The organism is Rhodonellum sp. (genome assembly GCF_030656585.1).
GTDB classification, from domain to species: domain Bacteria; phylum Bacteroidota; class Bacteroidia; order Cytophagales; family Cyclobacteriaceae; genus Rhodonellum; species Rhodonellum psychrophilum.
This window is the reverse complement of sequence record NZ_JAUSPP010000042.1, coordinates 63,221-80,358: the sequence shown is the minus strand read 5'-3', so window position 1 is coordinate 80,358 and position 17,138 is coordinate 63,221. Positions and strand designations below refer to the sequence as shown.

Annotated in this window: 14 protein-coding genes; 4 read left to right on the top strand and 10 right to left on the bottom strand. The window is 40.3% G+C overall.

The window, feature by feature from the left end:
* Positions 1–52: 52 nt before the first annotated feature.
* From Q7J63_RS11070 to Q7J63_RS11030, 9 genes are all read right to left on the bottom strand, one after another.
* Complete coding sequence (locus Q7J63_RS11070; RefSeq protein WP_304886128.1) at positions 53–2,515, bottom strand: PIG-L family deacetylase; 2,463 nt, start codon at positions 2,513–2,515, stop codon at positions 53–55.
* Positions 2,516–2,939: 424 nt separating this feature from the next.
* Positions 2,940–4,565 (bottom strand): NADP-dependent glyceraldehyde-3-phosphate dehydrogenase, encoded by a 1,626-nt coding sequence (locus Q7J63_RS11065; RefSeq protein ID WP_304886126.1) that lies wholly within the window; start codon positions 4,563–4,565, stop codon positions 2,940–2,942.
* Positions 4,566–4,761: 196 nt separating this feature from the next.
* Positions 4,762–5,976, bottom strand: a complete 1,215-nt coding sequence (locus Q7J63_RS11060) for a lipopolysaccharide assembly protein LapB (protein ID WP_026333741.1) — start codon at positions 5,974–5,976, stop codon at positions 4,762–4,764.
* Positions 5,977–5,994: 18 nt separating this feature from the next.
* Positions 5,995–8,550 carry a DNA gyrase subunit A gene (gene gyrA, locus Q7J63_RS11055; RefSeq protein ID WP_304886124.1) on the bottom strand — a complete coding sequence of 852 codons (2,556 nt, stop codon included), beginning with the start codon at positions 8,548–8,550 and terminating at the stop codon, positions 5,995–5,997.
* Between the two features lie 93 nt (positions 8,551–8,643).
* On the bottom strand, positions 8,644–9,621 hold the full coding sequence (locus Q7J63_RS11050) for a hypothetical protein (protein WP_304886123.1): 978 nt from the start codon (positions 9,619–9,621) through the stop codon (positions 8,644–8,646).
* 101 nt (positions 9,622–9,722) lie between these two features.
* Entirely contained in the window at positions 9,723–10,238 is a 516-nt protein-coding gene (locus Q7J63_RS11045) for a hypothetical protein (RefSeq protein ID WP_019598821.1), read from the bottom strand.
* 147 nt (positions 10,239–10,385) lie between these two features.
* The gene (gene rpe, locus Q7J63_RS11040) at positions 10,386–11,042 is read right to left on the bottom strand and encodes a ribulose-phosphate 3-epimerase (protein ID WP_304886120.1); all 657 of its coding nucleotides are present in this window, start codon (positions 11,040–11,042) and stop codon (positions 10,386–10,388) included.
* A 55-nt stretch (positions 11,043–11,097) separates the two neighbouring features.
* On the bottom strand, positions 11,098–12,744 hold the full coding sequence (locus Q7J63_RS11035; RefSeq protein WP_304886118.1) for a S8 family serine peptidase: 1,647 nt from the start codon (positions 12,742–12,744) through the stop codon (positions 11,098–11,100).
* Positions 12,731–13,378 carry a hypothetical protein gene (locus tag Q7J63_RS11030; protein WP_304886117.1) on the bottom strand — a complete coding sequence of 216 codons (648 nt, stop codon included), beginning with the start codon at positions 13,376–13,378 and terminating at the stop codon, positions 12,731–12,733. The genes Q7J63_RS11035 and Q7J63_RS11030 overlap by 14 nt, the downstream gene beginning before the upstream one ends.
* Positions 13,379–13,500: 122 nt before the next feature.
* Between Q7J63_RS11030 and Q7J63_RS11025 the strand changes: the two genes are divergently transcribed.
* From Q7J63_RS11025 to Q7J63_RS11015, 3 genes are all read left to right on the top strand, one after another.
* Positions 13,501–14,127 carry a phosphoribosylanthranilate isomerase gene (locus Q7J63_RS11025; protein ID WP_304886115.1) on the top strand — a complete coding sequence of 209 codons (627 nt, stop codon included), beginning with the start codon at positions 13,501–13,503 and terminating at the stop codon, positions 14,125–14,127.
* An 86-nt stretch (positions 14,128–14,213) separates the two neighbouring features.
* Positions 14,214–15,119, top strand: coding sequence for an oxygen-dependent coproporphyrinogen oxidase (hemF, locus tag Q7J63_RS11020; protein WP_019598826.1), 906 nt, complete (start codon positions 14,214–14,216; stop codon positions 15,117–15,119).
* A 5-nt stretch (positions 15,120–15,124) separates the two neighbouring features.
* A complete protein-coding gene (locus tag Q7J63_RS11015; RefSeq protein ID WP_304886113.1) occupies positions 15,125–15,730 on the top strand; it encodes a phosphatase PAP2 family protein in 606 nt (201 codons plus the stop codon).
* On the opposite strand, the gene Q7J63_RS11010 is transcribed toward Q7J63_RS11015, so the two are convergent.
* A complete protein-coding gene (locus Q7J63_RS11010; RefSeq protein WP_019598828.1) occupies positions 15,718–16,311 on the bottom strand; it encodes a riboflavin synthase in 594 nt (197 codons plus the stop codon). The two genes, Q7J63_RS11015 and Q7J63_RS11010, sit on opposite strands and share 13 nt — an antisense overlap.
* Positions 16,312–16,443: 132 nt before the next feature.
* Here Q7J63_RS11010 and Q7J63_RS11005 point away from each other — a divergent pair, with 132 nt between their 5' ends.
* A complete protein-coding gene (locus tag Q7J63_RS11005) occupies positions 16,444–17,100 on the top strand; it encodes a protein-L-isoaspartate(D-aspartate) O-methyltransferase (RefSeq protein ID WP_304886111.1) in 657 nt (218 codons plus the stop codon).
* The last annotated feature ends 38 nt before the right edge of the window (positions 17,101–17,138 follow it).

Genomic DNA, 17,138 nt, shown 5'->3' with positions numbered 1-17,138 from the left:
CAGGATACCCAATACGGCTATCAGTGCAAAATACCATCTATTCCAGTTGATTTTATCTTCCACTTCCCTGTTCGATTAGGTTTACAAATATCTTTACTGCTCCAGGCACCCCTGCCGGCAATTGTCTAAACCAAGAAATTCCCGAATACGTATAGGTTCCTTTTCCATATTGGGTAAAAAGCAAACTTCCTTGGGATGGATCTTCACCCGGATCCTGTAGGGTAAGTGGTGAACTATAATTCTTATCCCAATCTGTCAAAAAATAGAGCCCTCTTTCCTGTACCCAACCTTTAAAATCAGACATTTTGATTTGGTTTGGAGAACTGAATATTGGATGAGTAAAATCTGCTTTTACGGGAGAATCTTCCACGGCGACTCGATCTCGAGAGATGGAAAATGGATAGGGTCCCAGGTTTTTGGTCAACAATGGTGAGTTTGTATTGTATTGAACAATCAAATTCCCACCCTGTTTCACATACTCCATCAAAAGTGAATGATTGTCCGCAAGGGCTTGATTGACATTAAATGCCCTGATCCCAACGATTATCGTTGCAAATTCAGATAACTTACCCTGATTGAAATCACCATTTTCTATTAAGGAAACCTGGTAACCAAGGTTTTTCAAAACCCCCGGGACATCATCCCCAGCACCATTGATATAACCAATTTTCTGACCGGAAATTTTTAAATCCATTTTAACCAAGCCTACTGTAGATGTCGTGAAATAGGTCAAGTTTGGGATGTGCTTATAAAGAATTCGTTTCATGTTTTGATTAAAGGTCCTGCCATCTTCCGTGATGTAAGAAATCAAAACAGTTTTCTTTTCCATGTCAGATTTTTCAAAAACCAGATCATAGACTATCCTTTTCCTTAAATCATCTTTTTGTTCCCCAACAATTTTATAATCCCCTGCATTCAAACCTTTTAAACTTAGGTTTCCGGCTAAAATTTGGTTTCTGAATGAAACTTCTACTTTAAGGCTATGGTCAGCTCCCGGCACCAAAAAAACATCATTTTTATCCAAGCTCACATTTACCTCTGGTACAAGGGTGAATGGTTGTTTAATTTCCCCGTCTACTTGGTCATTGTATTTGTACATCAATGGCAGTTCAAGCAATATTTTTTGGCCTGAAATGGAGAGAGACAAATTCCCTTTTATACTGTAACCATTGATGGCAGGGCCGATTTTATGCTGCTCTCTAATATCAAAAAGGCTATTGTCCAATGGGTTTTCAAGCCAAAAGGGTTGCGAAACAGGATAATCTTTCGGAATGCTGATTTCCACGTTTTTGGTGATGGTTTGATTACTTTTTGCCTCTTGATTCAATTCCATATTCATCAAGGGACTTTCAAAAGCCAAAACCTGAATTGGAATTCTACTCGGATTATTGAAAACCAAATCACCGGTAATTTTTTCTCCTGGATAGGCGATTTCCTTCCGGACTGTAAATTCGGATTGGACACCCAAATTTCCTAAAATGATTTTGTCGATAAGCTCCTTTTTTTCTTGGAACCAAACCGCATCGGATTTTTCCTCTGCCATCATTTTTTTGATTTCAATCAGCCTTGGTAGGTTGTTTTCCGTGTTGGTAAAATCAAAATTGTCCATGGCTTTTTGAATCTCCGATTCAATTTGCTTTCCATTCCCTATTTGCTCCCATCTGTTTGGGATATTCTCAAAAGGATTTTTTTCAAATGCTTCTCCCTTGATCAATTCCACAAAATCATTTCCGGAGCCAATCTGGGCAGTAGAGCCAAACCCTTGAGACTTGTGCATGGTTCTGCTATCCGCCGCAATCTTGGAGTAAGTTGCGCCCAAAAGCGGGTTATATTCCCCTACCGAAAATTGGTAATAGACTTTCCCTTCTTCTGGCTCATATTGGCCACCCCAATTGTAGGCATTCCAAAAAATCCGCTTTGCTTGCCAAATCCCAGTATTTTTAAGTTGCTCGGGAAAAGCTTTTTTATCAGCTGCTTTTGAAAAAGCCTCCGTTGAAAGTATCGCAGAAGTGGTATGTTGACCGTGAGTGGTTCCAGGAATGGAATTGAATCGGTTGATGATGATATCAGGTTGGAAGCTTCGAATGATCCAAACCACATCGGAAAGGAGTTTTTCCTTGTCCCAATTATTGAGAGTTTCATCTGGGTCCTTGCTGTACCCAAAATCCAAAGCCCTTGAGAAAAATTGTCTTCCCCCATCTGTTTCTCTAGCCTTAAGCAATTCATGTGTCCTGATAAGGCCAAGTTCTATCCCCAATTCTTTCCCAATGAGATTTTGACCTCCATCCCCTCTTGTTAAGGATAAATAGGCGACTTCTGCGTGTTCTCCATTTGCCAGATAGGAAATCAATCTTGTGTTTTCATCATCTGGATGAGCCGCTACAAAGAGAATCCTCTTGGTTTCCTTTAACTTAAGAAGCTCGTGGTATAGCTTTGAAGAAGGCTGGTTTTGGGCAAAGTTGGGATGAACGATTAAACTGAAAAGGCAAATCAATATCCAATTGGATCTTGTCATATTTTTTTGGGCTTTAATCCGAAAATTTAGCTGAACCTTTCATTAAATAAAAACAGTTTTTTATCAAAGGCCCCAGCAGTATGTTAAAATTACTTAATTCCTGATTTTTGAAGTTAAAAAACCAAAAGTAGTTTACCGAAAGTCCTTTGGAATCCTTTGGGTTTTTCCAAATCAGATAAATCTTAAGAAATAAACTGAAATAGGAAGAAGCGGACGGGAGTCCCTAGTTCCACTTCTAAACCTACACCGATCAAAATTTTGAAAAATCCATTTGAATTTTTGTGAAAAAAATGTTTAAAAATCGTTTTGATCCAAAGCCCAACCGATTTGTTGAAACTTTCTTGCTTTCAAATCCACCCAATTGTTTTTCAACAAGACATAAAAAGGAAAAAGGCAACCAGATGGCTGCCTTTTTCCTTTTTATTTAGAAAATGAATTTAGTGCTAAGGAAATTCGATTGTTGACCGTTGATGATTTCATTGAGCAGATACTTGTTTTGGTCAGTGAGTTTGGCTGCTACCAATGACCGAATGCTAAAGGAACGAAGTGCATCCGATACGGACAAAGTCCCCTCTGCGCTGTCTTTTCTTCCTGTGAAAGGGAAAACATCCGGGCCTCTTTGACACTGTGAGTTGACATTCACCCTGCTGACCTCATTGACCAAGGGATCTATCAATCTCCCCAATTCTTCCGGATCGTTACTGAAAAGACTTACTTGTTGTCCATGTGGAGAATCGATCAAATATTGGATAGGTTCTTCAATGTCTTTAAAGGACAAGACCGGGATCACGGGTCCAAATTGCTCTTCCCTGTATAGCTTCATTTTTTCATTGACTGGAAAAACAACAGCTGGAAAGAAAAACGATTCATTGATTTGACCTGCATTTTCATTGATGATCCTCGCACCGTGAAAGACTGCATCATCCAAACATTCCCTAAGGTACGCAGGCTTATCCGGCTCAGGAAGTGGGGTGATATTGACACCAGGCTCCCAAGGCATACCCAACTTCAATTTGCCTACTGCATCGGAAAGTTTTTCAAGGAACTTTTCAGTCAAACTTTCATGGACAAAGACAATTTTGATTGCAGTGCACCTTTGACCGTTGAATGACAAAGCTCCAGCGATAGTCTCCTTTACAGCAAGGTCCAAATCGGCATTTGCCGTAATGATGGCTGCATTTTTTGCATCCAATCCCAGAATCGCCCTTAGACGGTTGATCTTTGGATGGAGTTTTTTGAGTTTATCGGCAACTTTGCTTGATCCGATCAGCGTCAACACATTGATTCTACCGGATTGCATCAGTGGCGGAATGATATCCGCGCCCCTGCCGTATATGGTATTGACAACACCTTTGGGAAAGCAGGTTGAAAATGCCTCCAACAAAGGGTAATGCAACAAAGAACCGTGTTTCGGCGGTTTGAAAAGTATGGTATTCCCCATGATCAATGCAGGAATCAAGGTGGTGAAGGTCTCATTCAAGGGGTAATTGAAAGGCCCCATACAAAGCACCACGCCGAGTGGCGATCGTCTGATTTGGGCTGCAATACCATCTACGATTTGGAATCCAGAGGATTGACGATCAAGATCCTTCAAGGCATCAACCGTGGCACTGATATATTCGACTGTTCTGTCAAATTCCTTAACGGATTCGGTGTAGGCTTTTCCAATTTCCCACATAATGAGCTTGGTCACCAGATCTTTTTTGGCTAACATTTCGTGTACAAATTTCTCCACACACTTGATTCTGTCAGCGACACTCATGGTTGGCCATTCGCCTCTTCCATTGTCATAGGCAATTTCTGCTGCATTGAGTGCATCAAAGGCTTCCTTTTCGGTGCATACCGGATAGGATCCTATATACACTCTTTTTGGTCCATCCTCAGTCTCAATGCAAACCGGAGAATAGACATCATGTGATTTTCCATTCCAAGGAAGCATTTGCCCGTCACAGAGAAATTCTTTCTGATGGATTTCCTCTTTTAACTTAAAGTTTTCTGGAATTTCTGCCTCCCGAGGAAATTTCATGGAAGCTAATGTTTCTACTTTCATTTAAATTGGCGTTAATAGGTTTTCAAAGTATTTTATTTTACTTATTAAACGCCAAAATTATGATTAATTCTTACAAAAGCCATTTATTAAATGGATTCATGTTCCAAAATAAAGAAATAAAAAATGGGATTTCCTTAAAAGCAAAAAGCTACCCTTTTGGGGTAGCTTTTTTATCAAATCGACAAAACTTCAATTTTTATCTTTCTCTTTCCATCCAGTTTTCACCAAGAAGAGCGGTTAGTTTTTGGTTGTAATTTTCAGCGTCAGCTGTATTTTTCAATCTTGAATGAATCTGAAAAAGAATTTCCATTATGTCTGTGTTTTCAGGTTTCAATTCAGATGCCTTGGTGAAGTAAGGGATTGCTTCTTTGTACAAACCATCTGCTTCTTTTGCCATGGATTCAGATTTTTTCTCCCACTCATCATCAGAGAGGTTGTTTACATCGGCAAGGATTGCTCTTGCTCTATCCAAATATATGGCTCCTGTGTAATAATTTCCTTCATAAAATTCAGGATCAGCTTCCACAGATTTTCTATATTGAACCAAAGCTCCATCTATATCACCTGATTGCTCTTTTAAATAACCATATCTTAAAAGAATACCAGCATTATTCGGATCACTTTTCAGCGCTTCTTCAATCGAAGCCATTGCTTCATCCATCTTGTTCAATTGTAGCAACAATTGAATTTCGAATTCCGCCAAGGTTTTATCATCAGCATAATCTTTTCTTGCCTTATTGACAATTTCGTAAGCTGCTTCAGGATCCTGATCAACACCACTTGCAATTTGAATCAAGAAATAATAAGTGTTTAGCTTATCATAACCATCAATTTCCAATAACCTATTGAAATACATTTTCGCTTCCTCTGTCTTACCCAAGTCATTGGCCAAGAAACCAGCATTAAAGTTTAATGTGGTATCTTTTGGATCGATGTCTGAGGCTAGAGCAAAGAATTGATAAGCCATCTCAAAATCATCTTCTTCATAGGTTGTGATCGCCTTGTTAAAAGCTGAACCTTTTAAAGCCATTAAGGAATATGGTTTTAGATTTTCAGGCATACCTGGAAGATCTTCTTTATAAATTTCCTTGCCAATTTTGCTGTTCGCATCATTACCAACCATTTCCAAGGTTTTGGTAAATGTGCCAAAAGCTTGGCGTCCTTTTTCAACTGTTGAAGCAGCAAAGTCTTCATCCAAGTCAAACATTTTGGTTTGAATTTGTGCCTTCAGCAAATAAGTCGCAGGATCCTCCATTGTTTCAGGATCCGAAGTAGCGCCTTCAACCTCAGTAAGCGCTATCTCAAGGTCTCCTTTTTTGAAGTTTTTCTCCGCAGATTTTACAACTTTTTTTTGTGCAAAAGCCATGGTCGTAAAACCGACTAAAGCTAATGATAAGATCAACTTTTTCATTTGTTTTCGTTTGTTTTCTTAAGGGTTTGGTTCTTCAGTATTTGTATTTTCTGAGTCTTCATCTGGAATTGAATTGTCTGTTCCAAGATCTAGATCGTCAGTTGCCTCAATTTCAAGAACGATTGATTCTTCATTTTTGATTTTCTCAACAGAGGATATTTCATCGTTCTCTCCAAGTTTGATCAATCTCACTCCTTGTGTTGCACGTCCCATAATCCTCAATTCCGAAACTGGAGTCCTTATGGTAATGCCGGATTTGTTGATGATCATCAGATCGTCTGAATCCATCACTTGTTTGATTGCAACAAGACTTCCTGTTTTTTCAGTAACGTTCATGGCTTTGACACCTTTTCCTCCCCGGTTGGTAATTCTATATTCTCCGAGCGGCGATCTTTTGCCATAACCTTTTTCAGAAACGACCAAAAGGCTTGTTTCATGGCTATCAGCACATACCATGCCAATTACATAATCATTAACATCACTTAATTTTATTGCTTTTACGCCTGTCGCGGTACGACCCATTGGTCTTACTTTGGATTCATGAAAATGGATGGCACGACCAGATTTGGCGGCAATCAATATGTGTGAATCGCCGTTGGTCATCTCTACTTGGATCAGTTGATCATCCTCTCTGATATTGAGTGCAATAATGCCATTTGATCTAGGTCTTGAGTATTGCTCAAGCGTGGTTTTTTTGATAATCCCTTGTTTGGTGACCATCACCAAGAAATTATTATTGATATAATCCGCATCATTTAGATTCCCGACCTGTATGATAGAACGGATTTTATCGTTCGATTCAATTTGTATCAGGTTTTGGATTGGTCTTCCCCTAGATGCCTTGGCTCCTTCAGGAATAGCATAGGTTTTTAACCAGAATAATTTCCCAAGATCCGTGAAGATCAACAGATAATTGTGGGTAGATGCAGTAAAAAGATACTCAGTCCAATCATCAAGTTTGGTTGTAGCTCCTTTTGAACCAACGCCTCCCCTGCCCTGGGTTTTGTATTCTGTCAAGGCAGTTCTCTTCACATAACCTTCATGCGAAACGGTGATGACGACTTCCTCATTTGGAATCATGTCTTCATAATTAAAATCTTCTGCATTGTGCTCGATTTCCGTTCTACGGGCATCTGCATAACGCGTCCTGATTTCAGTCAATTCATCCTTGATGATCTGCATTCTTTTTTCTTCACTGGCGAGAATGGCGTTATACTCCTCGATCATGGACATGATCTCGTTGTATTCGTCCTGGATTTTATCCCTCTCCATTCCAGTCAATCGCTGCAACCTCATGTCGAGGATCGCACGAGCCTGAATTTCGCTCAATTCAAAACGCTCCATCAAGCCATTCCTGGCAGTTTCTGGATCTTTTGAACTTCTGATCAAGGAAATCACTTCATCCAAATGATCCAACGCGATAAGATATCCTTCAAGGATATGCGCCCTTTTTTGGGCTTCCCTGAGTTCGTATTCGGTTCTTCTGATGACTACCTCATGTCTGTGATTGACATAATGGAAGATCATGTCCTTCAGGTTGAGTGTGTATGGTCTTCCCTTTACCAGAGCGACGTTGTTGACACTGAAGGAGGTTTGAAGTTGTGTTTGCCTGTAAAGATTATTCAGGATAACACTTGGCATTGCATCTTTTTTCAATTCGTAAACGATGCGCATTCCCGTCCTATCGGATTCATCCCGAATCGCGGATATTCCGTCAATTTTCTTTTCAGTGATAAGTTGGGCGGTCTTCTCGATCATATTGGCCTTATTGACCAAATAAGGAATTTCGGTGATGATAATCATCTCCCTGCCATTCTCTTTCACTTCGATATTGGACTTTCCTCTTATGATCACACGGCCTCGGCCGGTTTCGAAAGCAGCCTTGACCCCATTGTAACCATAGATGGTACCGCCTGTTGGGAAATCAGGAGCAATTATAAATTGCATCAGTTCTTCTACAGTGATATCTCTGTTGTCAATGAAGGCATGAATCCCGTCCACGATCTCTCCTAGATTATGGGGAGCCATGTTTGTCGCCATTCCCACAGCAATACCAGAGGCACCGTTAAGCAACAAGGCTGGGATTTTTGCAGGTAAGACTATGGGCTCCTTGAGGGAGTCATCAAAGTTCAACTGAAAATCAACAGTTTCTTTGTTGATATCAATCAACAATTCCTCTGCTATTCTTTTAAGTCTTGCTTCGGTATAACGCATCGCAGCTGGATTATCTCCATCCACAGATCCAAAGTTACCTTGTCCGTCAACCAATGGGTATCTCAGGGACCAGGGTTGGGCCATTCTAACCATCGTCTCATAGACGGCAGAATCACCATGGGGATGGTACTTACCCAAGACTTCACCGACGATTCTGGCAGATTTCTTGTGGGATTTGTTGTGCAGTACCCCCAGTTCTTGCATTCCAAAAAGGATTCTTCTGTGAACTGGTTTTAGTCCATCTCGGACATCTGGAAGTGCTCTGGAAACAATAACCGACATCGAATAATCGATGTAGGCGCCACGCATTTCGTCCTCAATGTTAATCGGTATGATATTCTCGTTTTCTCCTTGAGCCATAATTGTAATTTCTCAATCAAGCTTGCAAGATAGTAAAAAGATAACGGTTTTAAAATTTAATAAACTTGACAAAACACGATATTTGGGCTTGGTTTAGTACCATTGGCCGACTTTCCTGTTTTGGAAATTGAAGATGGAACTCCCTCTATGTTCAACACCATTGTGTAAGTGCTTCATTACCACGCCGCAGCCTTGGATTCTGCACCTTTTGGTCCCAGGAAGCCTAAGTGCAAATCCGATTTGAGCTCCAAACAGCGTTTGTTTAATGTTTTGAAAATCTGTGATTTCAGAAGATTGATAGATAAAACTCCTGACTTCCGCCCCTGTTTTGATAAAAAGCTTGGTGTATTCCGACAAATCCCTTTCCATTCTTAGAGCGATTCCATAATAAGGATCTTGACTTACCAATAAATTGGAGTCGTAGGATTTCCTTATTTTCATTGTTCCATACTCTCCTTCCAAAATAAACCTCCAAGGATATTGTTGCCTGATTCTTTGATTTTTTTCGGATTGCATATAGATATTTTGCGATCCATATTTTCGGTATTTCCAAGAAAGATACTTTGCCCTTTTCTTCGCATCATACAACACAATCCCTACCGTTCCATAGAATTTGTCAAAGGTATATTTACCGCTTTCAAAACTGAGTTCTTGGTCTTCACCTCTCATGCTGGACATGTTCCCAAATTCTCTTCCATATCCGCCCCCAATAGTAAGTAGGCTAAATAAATTGATCCGAACACCCAAATTGACTGGATAAGCATAGTTGTTCCCCTTCAAACTCAAAGTATCTTCTAGACTGAGTTCCCGAGGGTTTTCAAAATTTTGAAATTGTGCAATGGGATATCGAGAAGGCATTTGGGAAGAAAAGTCTGTTTCATTCAAATGGTAATTTCCCCCGGCAGAAAACTCAAAACTGAAGTTGCTCACTGCATTTCGAAAAGCATTTCCCACAGCACTTTCACTTTTTTGGGATTTGGATTTGGTGGAGAGACCGAAAATATCTTCCTGTGCAATTGCAGCATGAAAAGTAAAGAAGACAAGCAGTAAGATTGGAATAAGTTTTTTCATATTGTCATTAACGAATTCAAATTTAAAAAATATACAGCATTAAAAATAAAAAGACCTCCAACTAGGAGGCCTTTTTATCATTAAGAAACAAAAACAATTTTTTATTCTGTCACATCACCATCGCCAGACTTCCTTTTTTCTTTCAAGTCAGCAATAAGTGTATCGATTTTCTCTTTTACTGAAGGATCCGCATCCATGGCTTTTTTCACTTTATTGTACGTGGCAGCACCAAGTAGTTCAGCATCCATAATGATTTCGGTTTTATACTTCACTACCTCTTTTCCCAAGGAATCAACAAAGTCCTGGATTTTCTGAAAGGCTGCAGTTTCTTCTTCTGTAATATTGATAGCTGCTAACTTTTCTGCGTCACCCCAGGCCCCTTTGATTTCGTTGTATCTTGCGGCACCACCAAGGGCTTCATCCGTTTTGATCATTTCCACCAAATTGTCCTGCTTTTCCTGAAGAAAAGCCGCTGTGGACTCTTCCATCACTGCGTATTTCATCAACTCTTCTTCCGTTATCTCCTCTTTTGCAGCATCTCCTACCTCTTGGGCACTCAATTGAATACCAAATAACCCTAACATCAAGAAAGTTGAAAACAATATTTTCTTTACCATTGTAATAATATTTTAAATGAACATTCAATAACAATTAATTCCCAATAAAAAGGTTTAAAGCCGATTTCCCAAGAAACACCCCTAAAAATTGGTCTTAAAAATTGTTAAATGGCAAATGCTCCTTATCAAAGGAAAAACCAAAAAGGCCTAATTTTTTAAGGATTTAAGCCTTTTGATGGTTTCAATTGGGTCATTGGAAGAAAAAACAAAATTTCCCGCAACCAACACGTCCGCTCCCGCTGCGATTAACAATGGGGCATTGTTTTCATTCACACCCCCATCAATTTCTATCATGGTAGAAGTTCCTTTTCGTTCGATAAGCGCTTTAAGTTGCCGCACCTTGGAATAGGTGTTCTCGATAAACTTCTGACCCCCAAAACCGGGATTCACCGACATTAGGCATACCAAATCAATGTCTTGAATGACATCCTCAAGTAAGGAAACCGATGTATGTGGGTTTAGGGCTACCCCTGTTTTGCATCCTAAATTTCTGATGGCCTGAAGTGTTCTGTGAAGATGATCACAAGCTTCATAATGTACAGAAATAATTTCAGCCCCTGCTTTATGGAAGGCTTCCAGGTACTGGTCGGGATTCACAATCATCAGATGGACATCCAATGGCTTCTTTGAGTGCCGATTTACCGCTTCAGTCACTGGGATTCCGAAGGAAATATTCGGTACAAAAACACCATCCATAATGTCCACATGGATATAATCTGCCTCTGAGGCATTGAGCATCTCTATTTCTGATTGGAGATTTGCGAAATCGGAAGCTAAAATGGAAGGCGCTATTTTTACGGACATGGGATTGAATTTTTTGGTTTTTTTTTGCAAAGGAATAAAAAAACAACAAAATCCTTTACCTTTTGATCAACTTTGTGTTTTTTAAATCTCTTCCCGATTGCATTTCCACAACATAAATGCCTGAAATCAATCCTGGCAAATTGACCTGAAAGGCTTCCCGGTTACTCAACCTCTGAACTTGACGCTTATATATGTTTCTTCCACTCAGATCATACAAAGCAAACTCTCCGACCAATTGATCACCAAATAGAATCGACAGATCATGTCCTTCCAAAGGATTTGGGTAAACTTTCCATTCCAATTCCTTTTCCACGTTGACGATCTCTAAGATTTCCCCATAGTACGATTTGGTGAAATTGGGGATTCCATAACCAACAAAATTATCGGGTTGATCAGACATCGTGGCACCCTTGATAAGATTATCGATCAATTCGTCCTTAGACCACTCAGGACGGGCTCCCCATAAACCTGCCGCCAAAGCTGCTATCTGTGGCGCGGAAAAAGAAGTCCCATTGGACCTACTTAAAGATCCATCCGGTCTTAATAAATAAACCCCAACACCGTAAGTGGAAAGTTCCGGTTTTATCCTTCCGTCGGCTGTAGGCCCTTGAGAGCTAAAACCCGCCATTTGAAGATTTTCTTGCACAGCTCCTATGGACAAAATCCCTTTGGCGTCTGCCGGAGCAGTAAGAGATGACATCCCTTTTGAGCCATAATTTCCTGCACTCGTAATTACCAGAATTCCTTTGTTGGCAGCGATCGTAGCCCCTTTTGTAATGATGGCGGTTGCACCATCCAGACTGTCTGCGGTATAGTCCATCGTTTTGTCATCGAAATCGAGGTAACCCAATGAACTATTGATGATATCCACTCCAAGACTGTCAGCGTATTCTGCGGCTTTGACCCAATTGTATTCCTCTATCCGGTATTCAGTAGAAACTTCTTCGGTTATACAAAGAATATAATTTGCCTCTGGGGCTCCGGCAAGTAACAATTGGGGATCGTCCGAAGCAATCAAAGAAAGTACATTGGTTCCATGCTGGTTTTTGGTGAATACATTGTCATTCCAAGTATGCACAAAATCCTTTGAGCCTTTGATTTGATTGTTGGTGAAAAGATGGCTTAATGCAGGGATATTGTCCACCCCTGGGAATCCTGCATCGAAAACGGCCACAGTGATGCCTTTTCCCTTGAAGCCCATTTCATGCATGTTTTGAATACCCAAAAGTTCATTTTGAAAATCAAAAGGAGTATTCACTTTTTTTGACCTGAATTTCAAACTCAGCTTTAATCCCGTTCTATCATTTGATCGATTGTCCATTCTCCCGCTTGGATTAAAACCGGGTGCCGCAAGTACAACTTTATCGACAAACGGTAGCGATTGGATATTTCCCACTTCAATTTCATTGGCCACAACGATGGCCGCATTCATCCATTGACTTTTAAAGAGGATTTCCTGGGTGAATGGCTTTATTCCATCAATATATTTTTGTGAAACGGGAAGGTCTAGGCTATCAATGGGAATGTTTTGATTTGTTCTTCTGTCTATCGCGCCAGCTGTGAGGTATTCAAAGGGATTGGAGAGGGTGAAACTATCCTGTGGTTTGAATTTGAAATGTACTGCATACCGGTTCTGTCCAAAAGCTGTTTGAGACAATAAGATCAACACGAAAAAGAATAAGACAACTTTAATTTTTCCCATATTCAATAATTTTTAAATGTGTAAAACGGCCGGATTCAATAATTTGTTGGCCGAGGCAGTCGTTTCTTGAACAATAAGTGAAAACCTCATCGTATTGTTCTATCATGCCAATTCCTTTTGAAAAGACCTCATAGCGGTTGTCTATATAGGTGATTTTATCGTCTCCCTCTTCTTTCAAAACCCTAACAGAGTTTGAAAAACCCTGACCTTCAAGTTCGTACTTCCCCAATAAATTAATCGTAAACAAGTCTTCTTGCTGAGTACCGTAAATATTGGCATCCCAGCTCAATCCAATTTTTGGAGGAAAAACCAAATTGACTGTTCTCTTGTTTTCCATTGTTCTTACAAGCGCATTGTTTCGAATTTCTAGAGCAAAGTTGCCTTGAAGTTTCCAAAAAATTCCATCACTTGATTTTTCGCGGGTGAGCACAAAGACCTCTTTATTCTCTGCATTCTGATACCTGTAATCAATTCGATCCCGATAAAAAAAATTTTCTGTTTCTGTATCGTCTTGTCCAAAAACACGGGTTTCCAGCACCTTGTATTTCCAATATGAACCTACTACAAGAGGTTGATAATCCAATCCAAAATCAGTTTGGGGTGGTTCATTTTCAGAACAGGCAGTAAAAGCCATGGATACAATTATTATACCTATTAGTAAGGGATTTCGCATAAGCAAAGCTATCAGTCGCTAAAAATACGTTTTTCGACCGAAAACTTTTACCTTAGCGCCTGCAATAATAAGAATATCCAACAATGTCTTTAAAAACTTTCGTCAAAATCAGTTCGGTCAATAACCTCAGCGACGCCAGATACTGCGCCGGGATGTATGTTAACCTTTTGGGATTCAGTCTTGAAAACACAAGTGATAATTTCGTTTCTCCCGAAAAATACAAGGAAATTACAGACTGGCTTTCAGGATTGGAATATGTGGCCGAATTCCATTCTTCCCATCCCGAAAGCATGCTCGCCCAAATACAGCACTATCCTGGGATTCGATACATAGAATTTAATGAAGAAATTCACTTGGGAATGTTGGCGAACACTGAATATGGGCTTATTTTGAGAAAACAAGTCAATCACTTGAAGGAATTGGAGGAGTTGATTTCCAAAGCGGCAACCTACAAGGAACATGATATCACGCTCCTATTGGTATCGGATTCTCTTCAACTGGATCCAAACATGCTTTCCAAAGTCAAGTCCTTGGCCCAAGACTGTCAGGTCTTGTTGGGATTTGGGCTGGAGGCTTCCTCCATTGAGAAAATAGTTGAATTGACAGGCGTAAAAGGAATTGCCCTTCAGGGTGGAGTCGAGATCAAACCCGGTCTCAAGGATTTTGATGAACTTGCAGATATTTTGGAAGTCCTAGAAGAAGAAGACTAATCCCAATTGACGTTTTCCCAAAGTGACCTCATAAATCATTTTCAAATTGAGCTGACATTGCCCAAATCAAAACCTCTCGAACCCCAATGAACAAAGAATCAATATCGCAGGAATTCAAAAAAATCCAAGATCATATTTGTATGGAATTGGAAATGGCAGATGGAAAGGCTGTTTTTAAAGAAGACATTTGGACAAGGGCTGAGGGCGGCGGTGGAAGAACACGGATCTTGCAAAATGGTAATGTGATCGAGAAAGGTGGTGTTGCCTTTTCTGCGGTTCAGGGGCCTACTCCAGAAAAGATCCTGAAAAAACTAGGCTTGGAAAAATCCGATTTTTTTGCAACCGGAGTATCTATCGTGATCCATCCAGAAAGCCCGATGGTCCCCATCATCCATATGAATATTCGGTATTTTGAAATGGATAACGGCGTGAAATGGTTTGGAGGCGGAATTGACCTGACCCCGCATTATGTTGACTTGACAGATGCAAAATACTTCCACGACCAAGTAAAGGAAACCTGCGATCGTTTCAGTCCGGGATACTATCCGAAATTCAAAAATTGGGCAGACGATTACTTTTTCATCAAACACCGAAACGAAACCCGTGGCATTGGTGGGATTTTCTTTGACAGATTAGTAGATGACGATCCCGATTCAATGCAATCCATCTTTGAATTCGTGAAATCGATTGGCTACCTTTTCCCAAAGGTTTACACCCACTTCATGAACAAAAACAAAAATCTTCCTTTTGGACCTGAAGAGAAAAAATGGCAAGCCTTGCGCAGGGGAAGATATGTTGAATTCAATTTGGTTTGGGATGCCGGCACCAAATTCGGCTTAGACACAAATGGCAGGACCGAAAGTATCTTGATGAGCATGCCTCCTCAGGCAAATTGGGAATACATGCACGAAATCCTCCCTGGATCCAAAGAGGCATTGACACAGGAGTATCTTAAGAAAGGAATTGACTGGGTGGGAATGGATAGACTTTAATCAATATGCGCGCAACCCTTCAGGCTTGGGATGAAAGTTTATTTCTGTTCTTGAACAGTTTGCATTCGGACTTTTGGGATCCATTTATTTTTCAAGCCACACAAACAATTACCTGGATTCCTTTTTATGCTTTTTTGGCATTCCTGATTGTAAGGAAATTCAAAGTGGAAAGCCTATGGATTTTTGCAGCAATAGGATTGTCGATTCTTTTTGCGGATCAGTTCACATCTGCATTCATGAAACCCTTTTTTGAAAGACTCAGGCCCTGCCATGATCCTCGTTGGGAAGGAATTGTCCATAATTTCGGGAAATGTGGGGGACTATATGGCTTTGCTTCCTCCCACGCTTCCAACAGCTTCGCAATTGCCATGCTGATAAATCTTGCCCTTAAGGGCAAATACAAATTCCTTCCCTGGCTTTTCCTCTGGGCTACGCTGTTTTCGTATACCAGAATTTATTTAGGCGTCCATTATCCTGCCGATGTATTTATCGGCGCTTTGGTTGGAATAATTTCCGCTTGTCTGGCATTCTGGATTGTAATGGGATTTCGTTTGGTTTTAATCCAAAGGCTTCATTCAAAAGCTCAAAAATCAGAAAATCATTCCGAATAACCCCTTATAATTCGATTGATGTATTTCCCAATGATGTCAAATTCAAGATTTACCTCATCACCCACTTTCAGGTCATGGAAGTTTGTATATTCATAGGTATAGGGAATAATGGCCACTGAAAACCTGCCTTTTTTCGAATTGAAACAGGTGAGGCTGGTTCCGTTGACAGTAATGGAACCCTTTTCAACAGTGAGGTTTCCCAAAGAAGAATCGAAGGAAAAATCAAATAGCCAAGAACCATCCTTTTCCTCTATCCGCTCCACATGCCCAATTTGATCTACATGTCCTTGGACAATGTGACCATCAAATCTTCCATTGGCCGGCATGCATCGTTCCAAATTGATGTGCTTTCCGACGCTCCAGGATTTCAGATTGGTTTTTTGCAGGGTTTCATCAATGGCGGTTACCTTGTAAGAATCGTTTTCTATGGCCACCACTGTAAGACAAGTTCCATTGTGTGCCACCGATTGGTCTATTTTCAATTCATGGGCAATCGGTGCGCTGATTTCAAAATGAACGTTAGTTCCTTCTTTTTCTATGCCTTTGACGACTCCTAAGGTCTCTATAATCCCTGTAAACATTTTTCTTCGGTATTTAACTTTCAATTATTCAGACAATAAGCTTTATTGGCGAAATGAAGTTCAAATTAAGCCATTTTATCACTTAACTTTGCCCTTCACTTAAAGTTTTCAATTAAAATATTATTTGCTTTCATGTTACAATTAGAGGATACTTATCGGCACAAGGGCCAGCGCAAAGCATTGGTAAAACTCCTAAAACAGAAAGGTATTCAGGATGATGCCATTTTAAATGCCATCAACACACTCCCACGTCATTTTTTCTTTGATTCAGCACTGGATTCACATGCGTATGAAGACAAGGCCTTTCCGATAGGAGAAGGACAGACGATCTCCCAACCCTACACCGTTGCATTTCAAACCGAGCTATTGCAGCTCAAACCAGGGGACAAGGTCTTGGAAATCGGGACGGGGTCTGGTTACCAAGGAGCAATTTTACACCTTTTGGGAGCAGATGTCCATTCGATTGAATATCAAAAAAAATTATTTACCCACACTAAAAAATTCTTGACAAAATTGGGTATTCACCTTCATTTTTATTTTGGAGATGGCTCAAAAGGGATCGTAGAGCAAGCGCCTTTCGATAAGATTTTGGTGACGGCAGGTGCACCAGTGGTCCCCAATTCCCTTTTGAAACAACTTAAAATCGGCGGGGTTTTGGTTATTCCCGTTGGTGATCGGGTCACCCAGAAAATGCTCCGGCTCACAAAGAAATCAGCTACCAAAATCGTAAAAGAGGAGTTCGATAATTTTGCATTTGTTCCGCTACTTGGAGAGGAAGGCTGGAAATAACGGAATATAATTTTGATTTTAGACTGAATTTTCCTTCC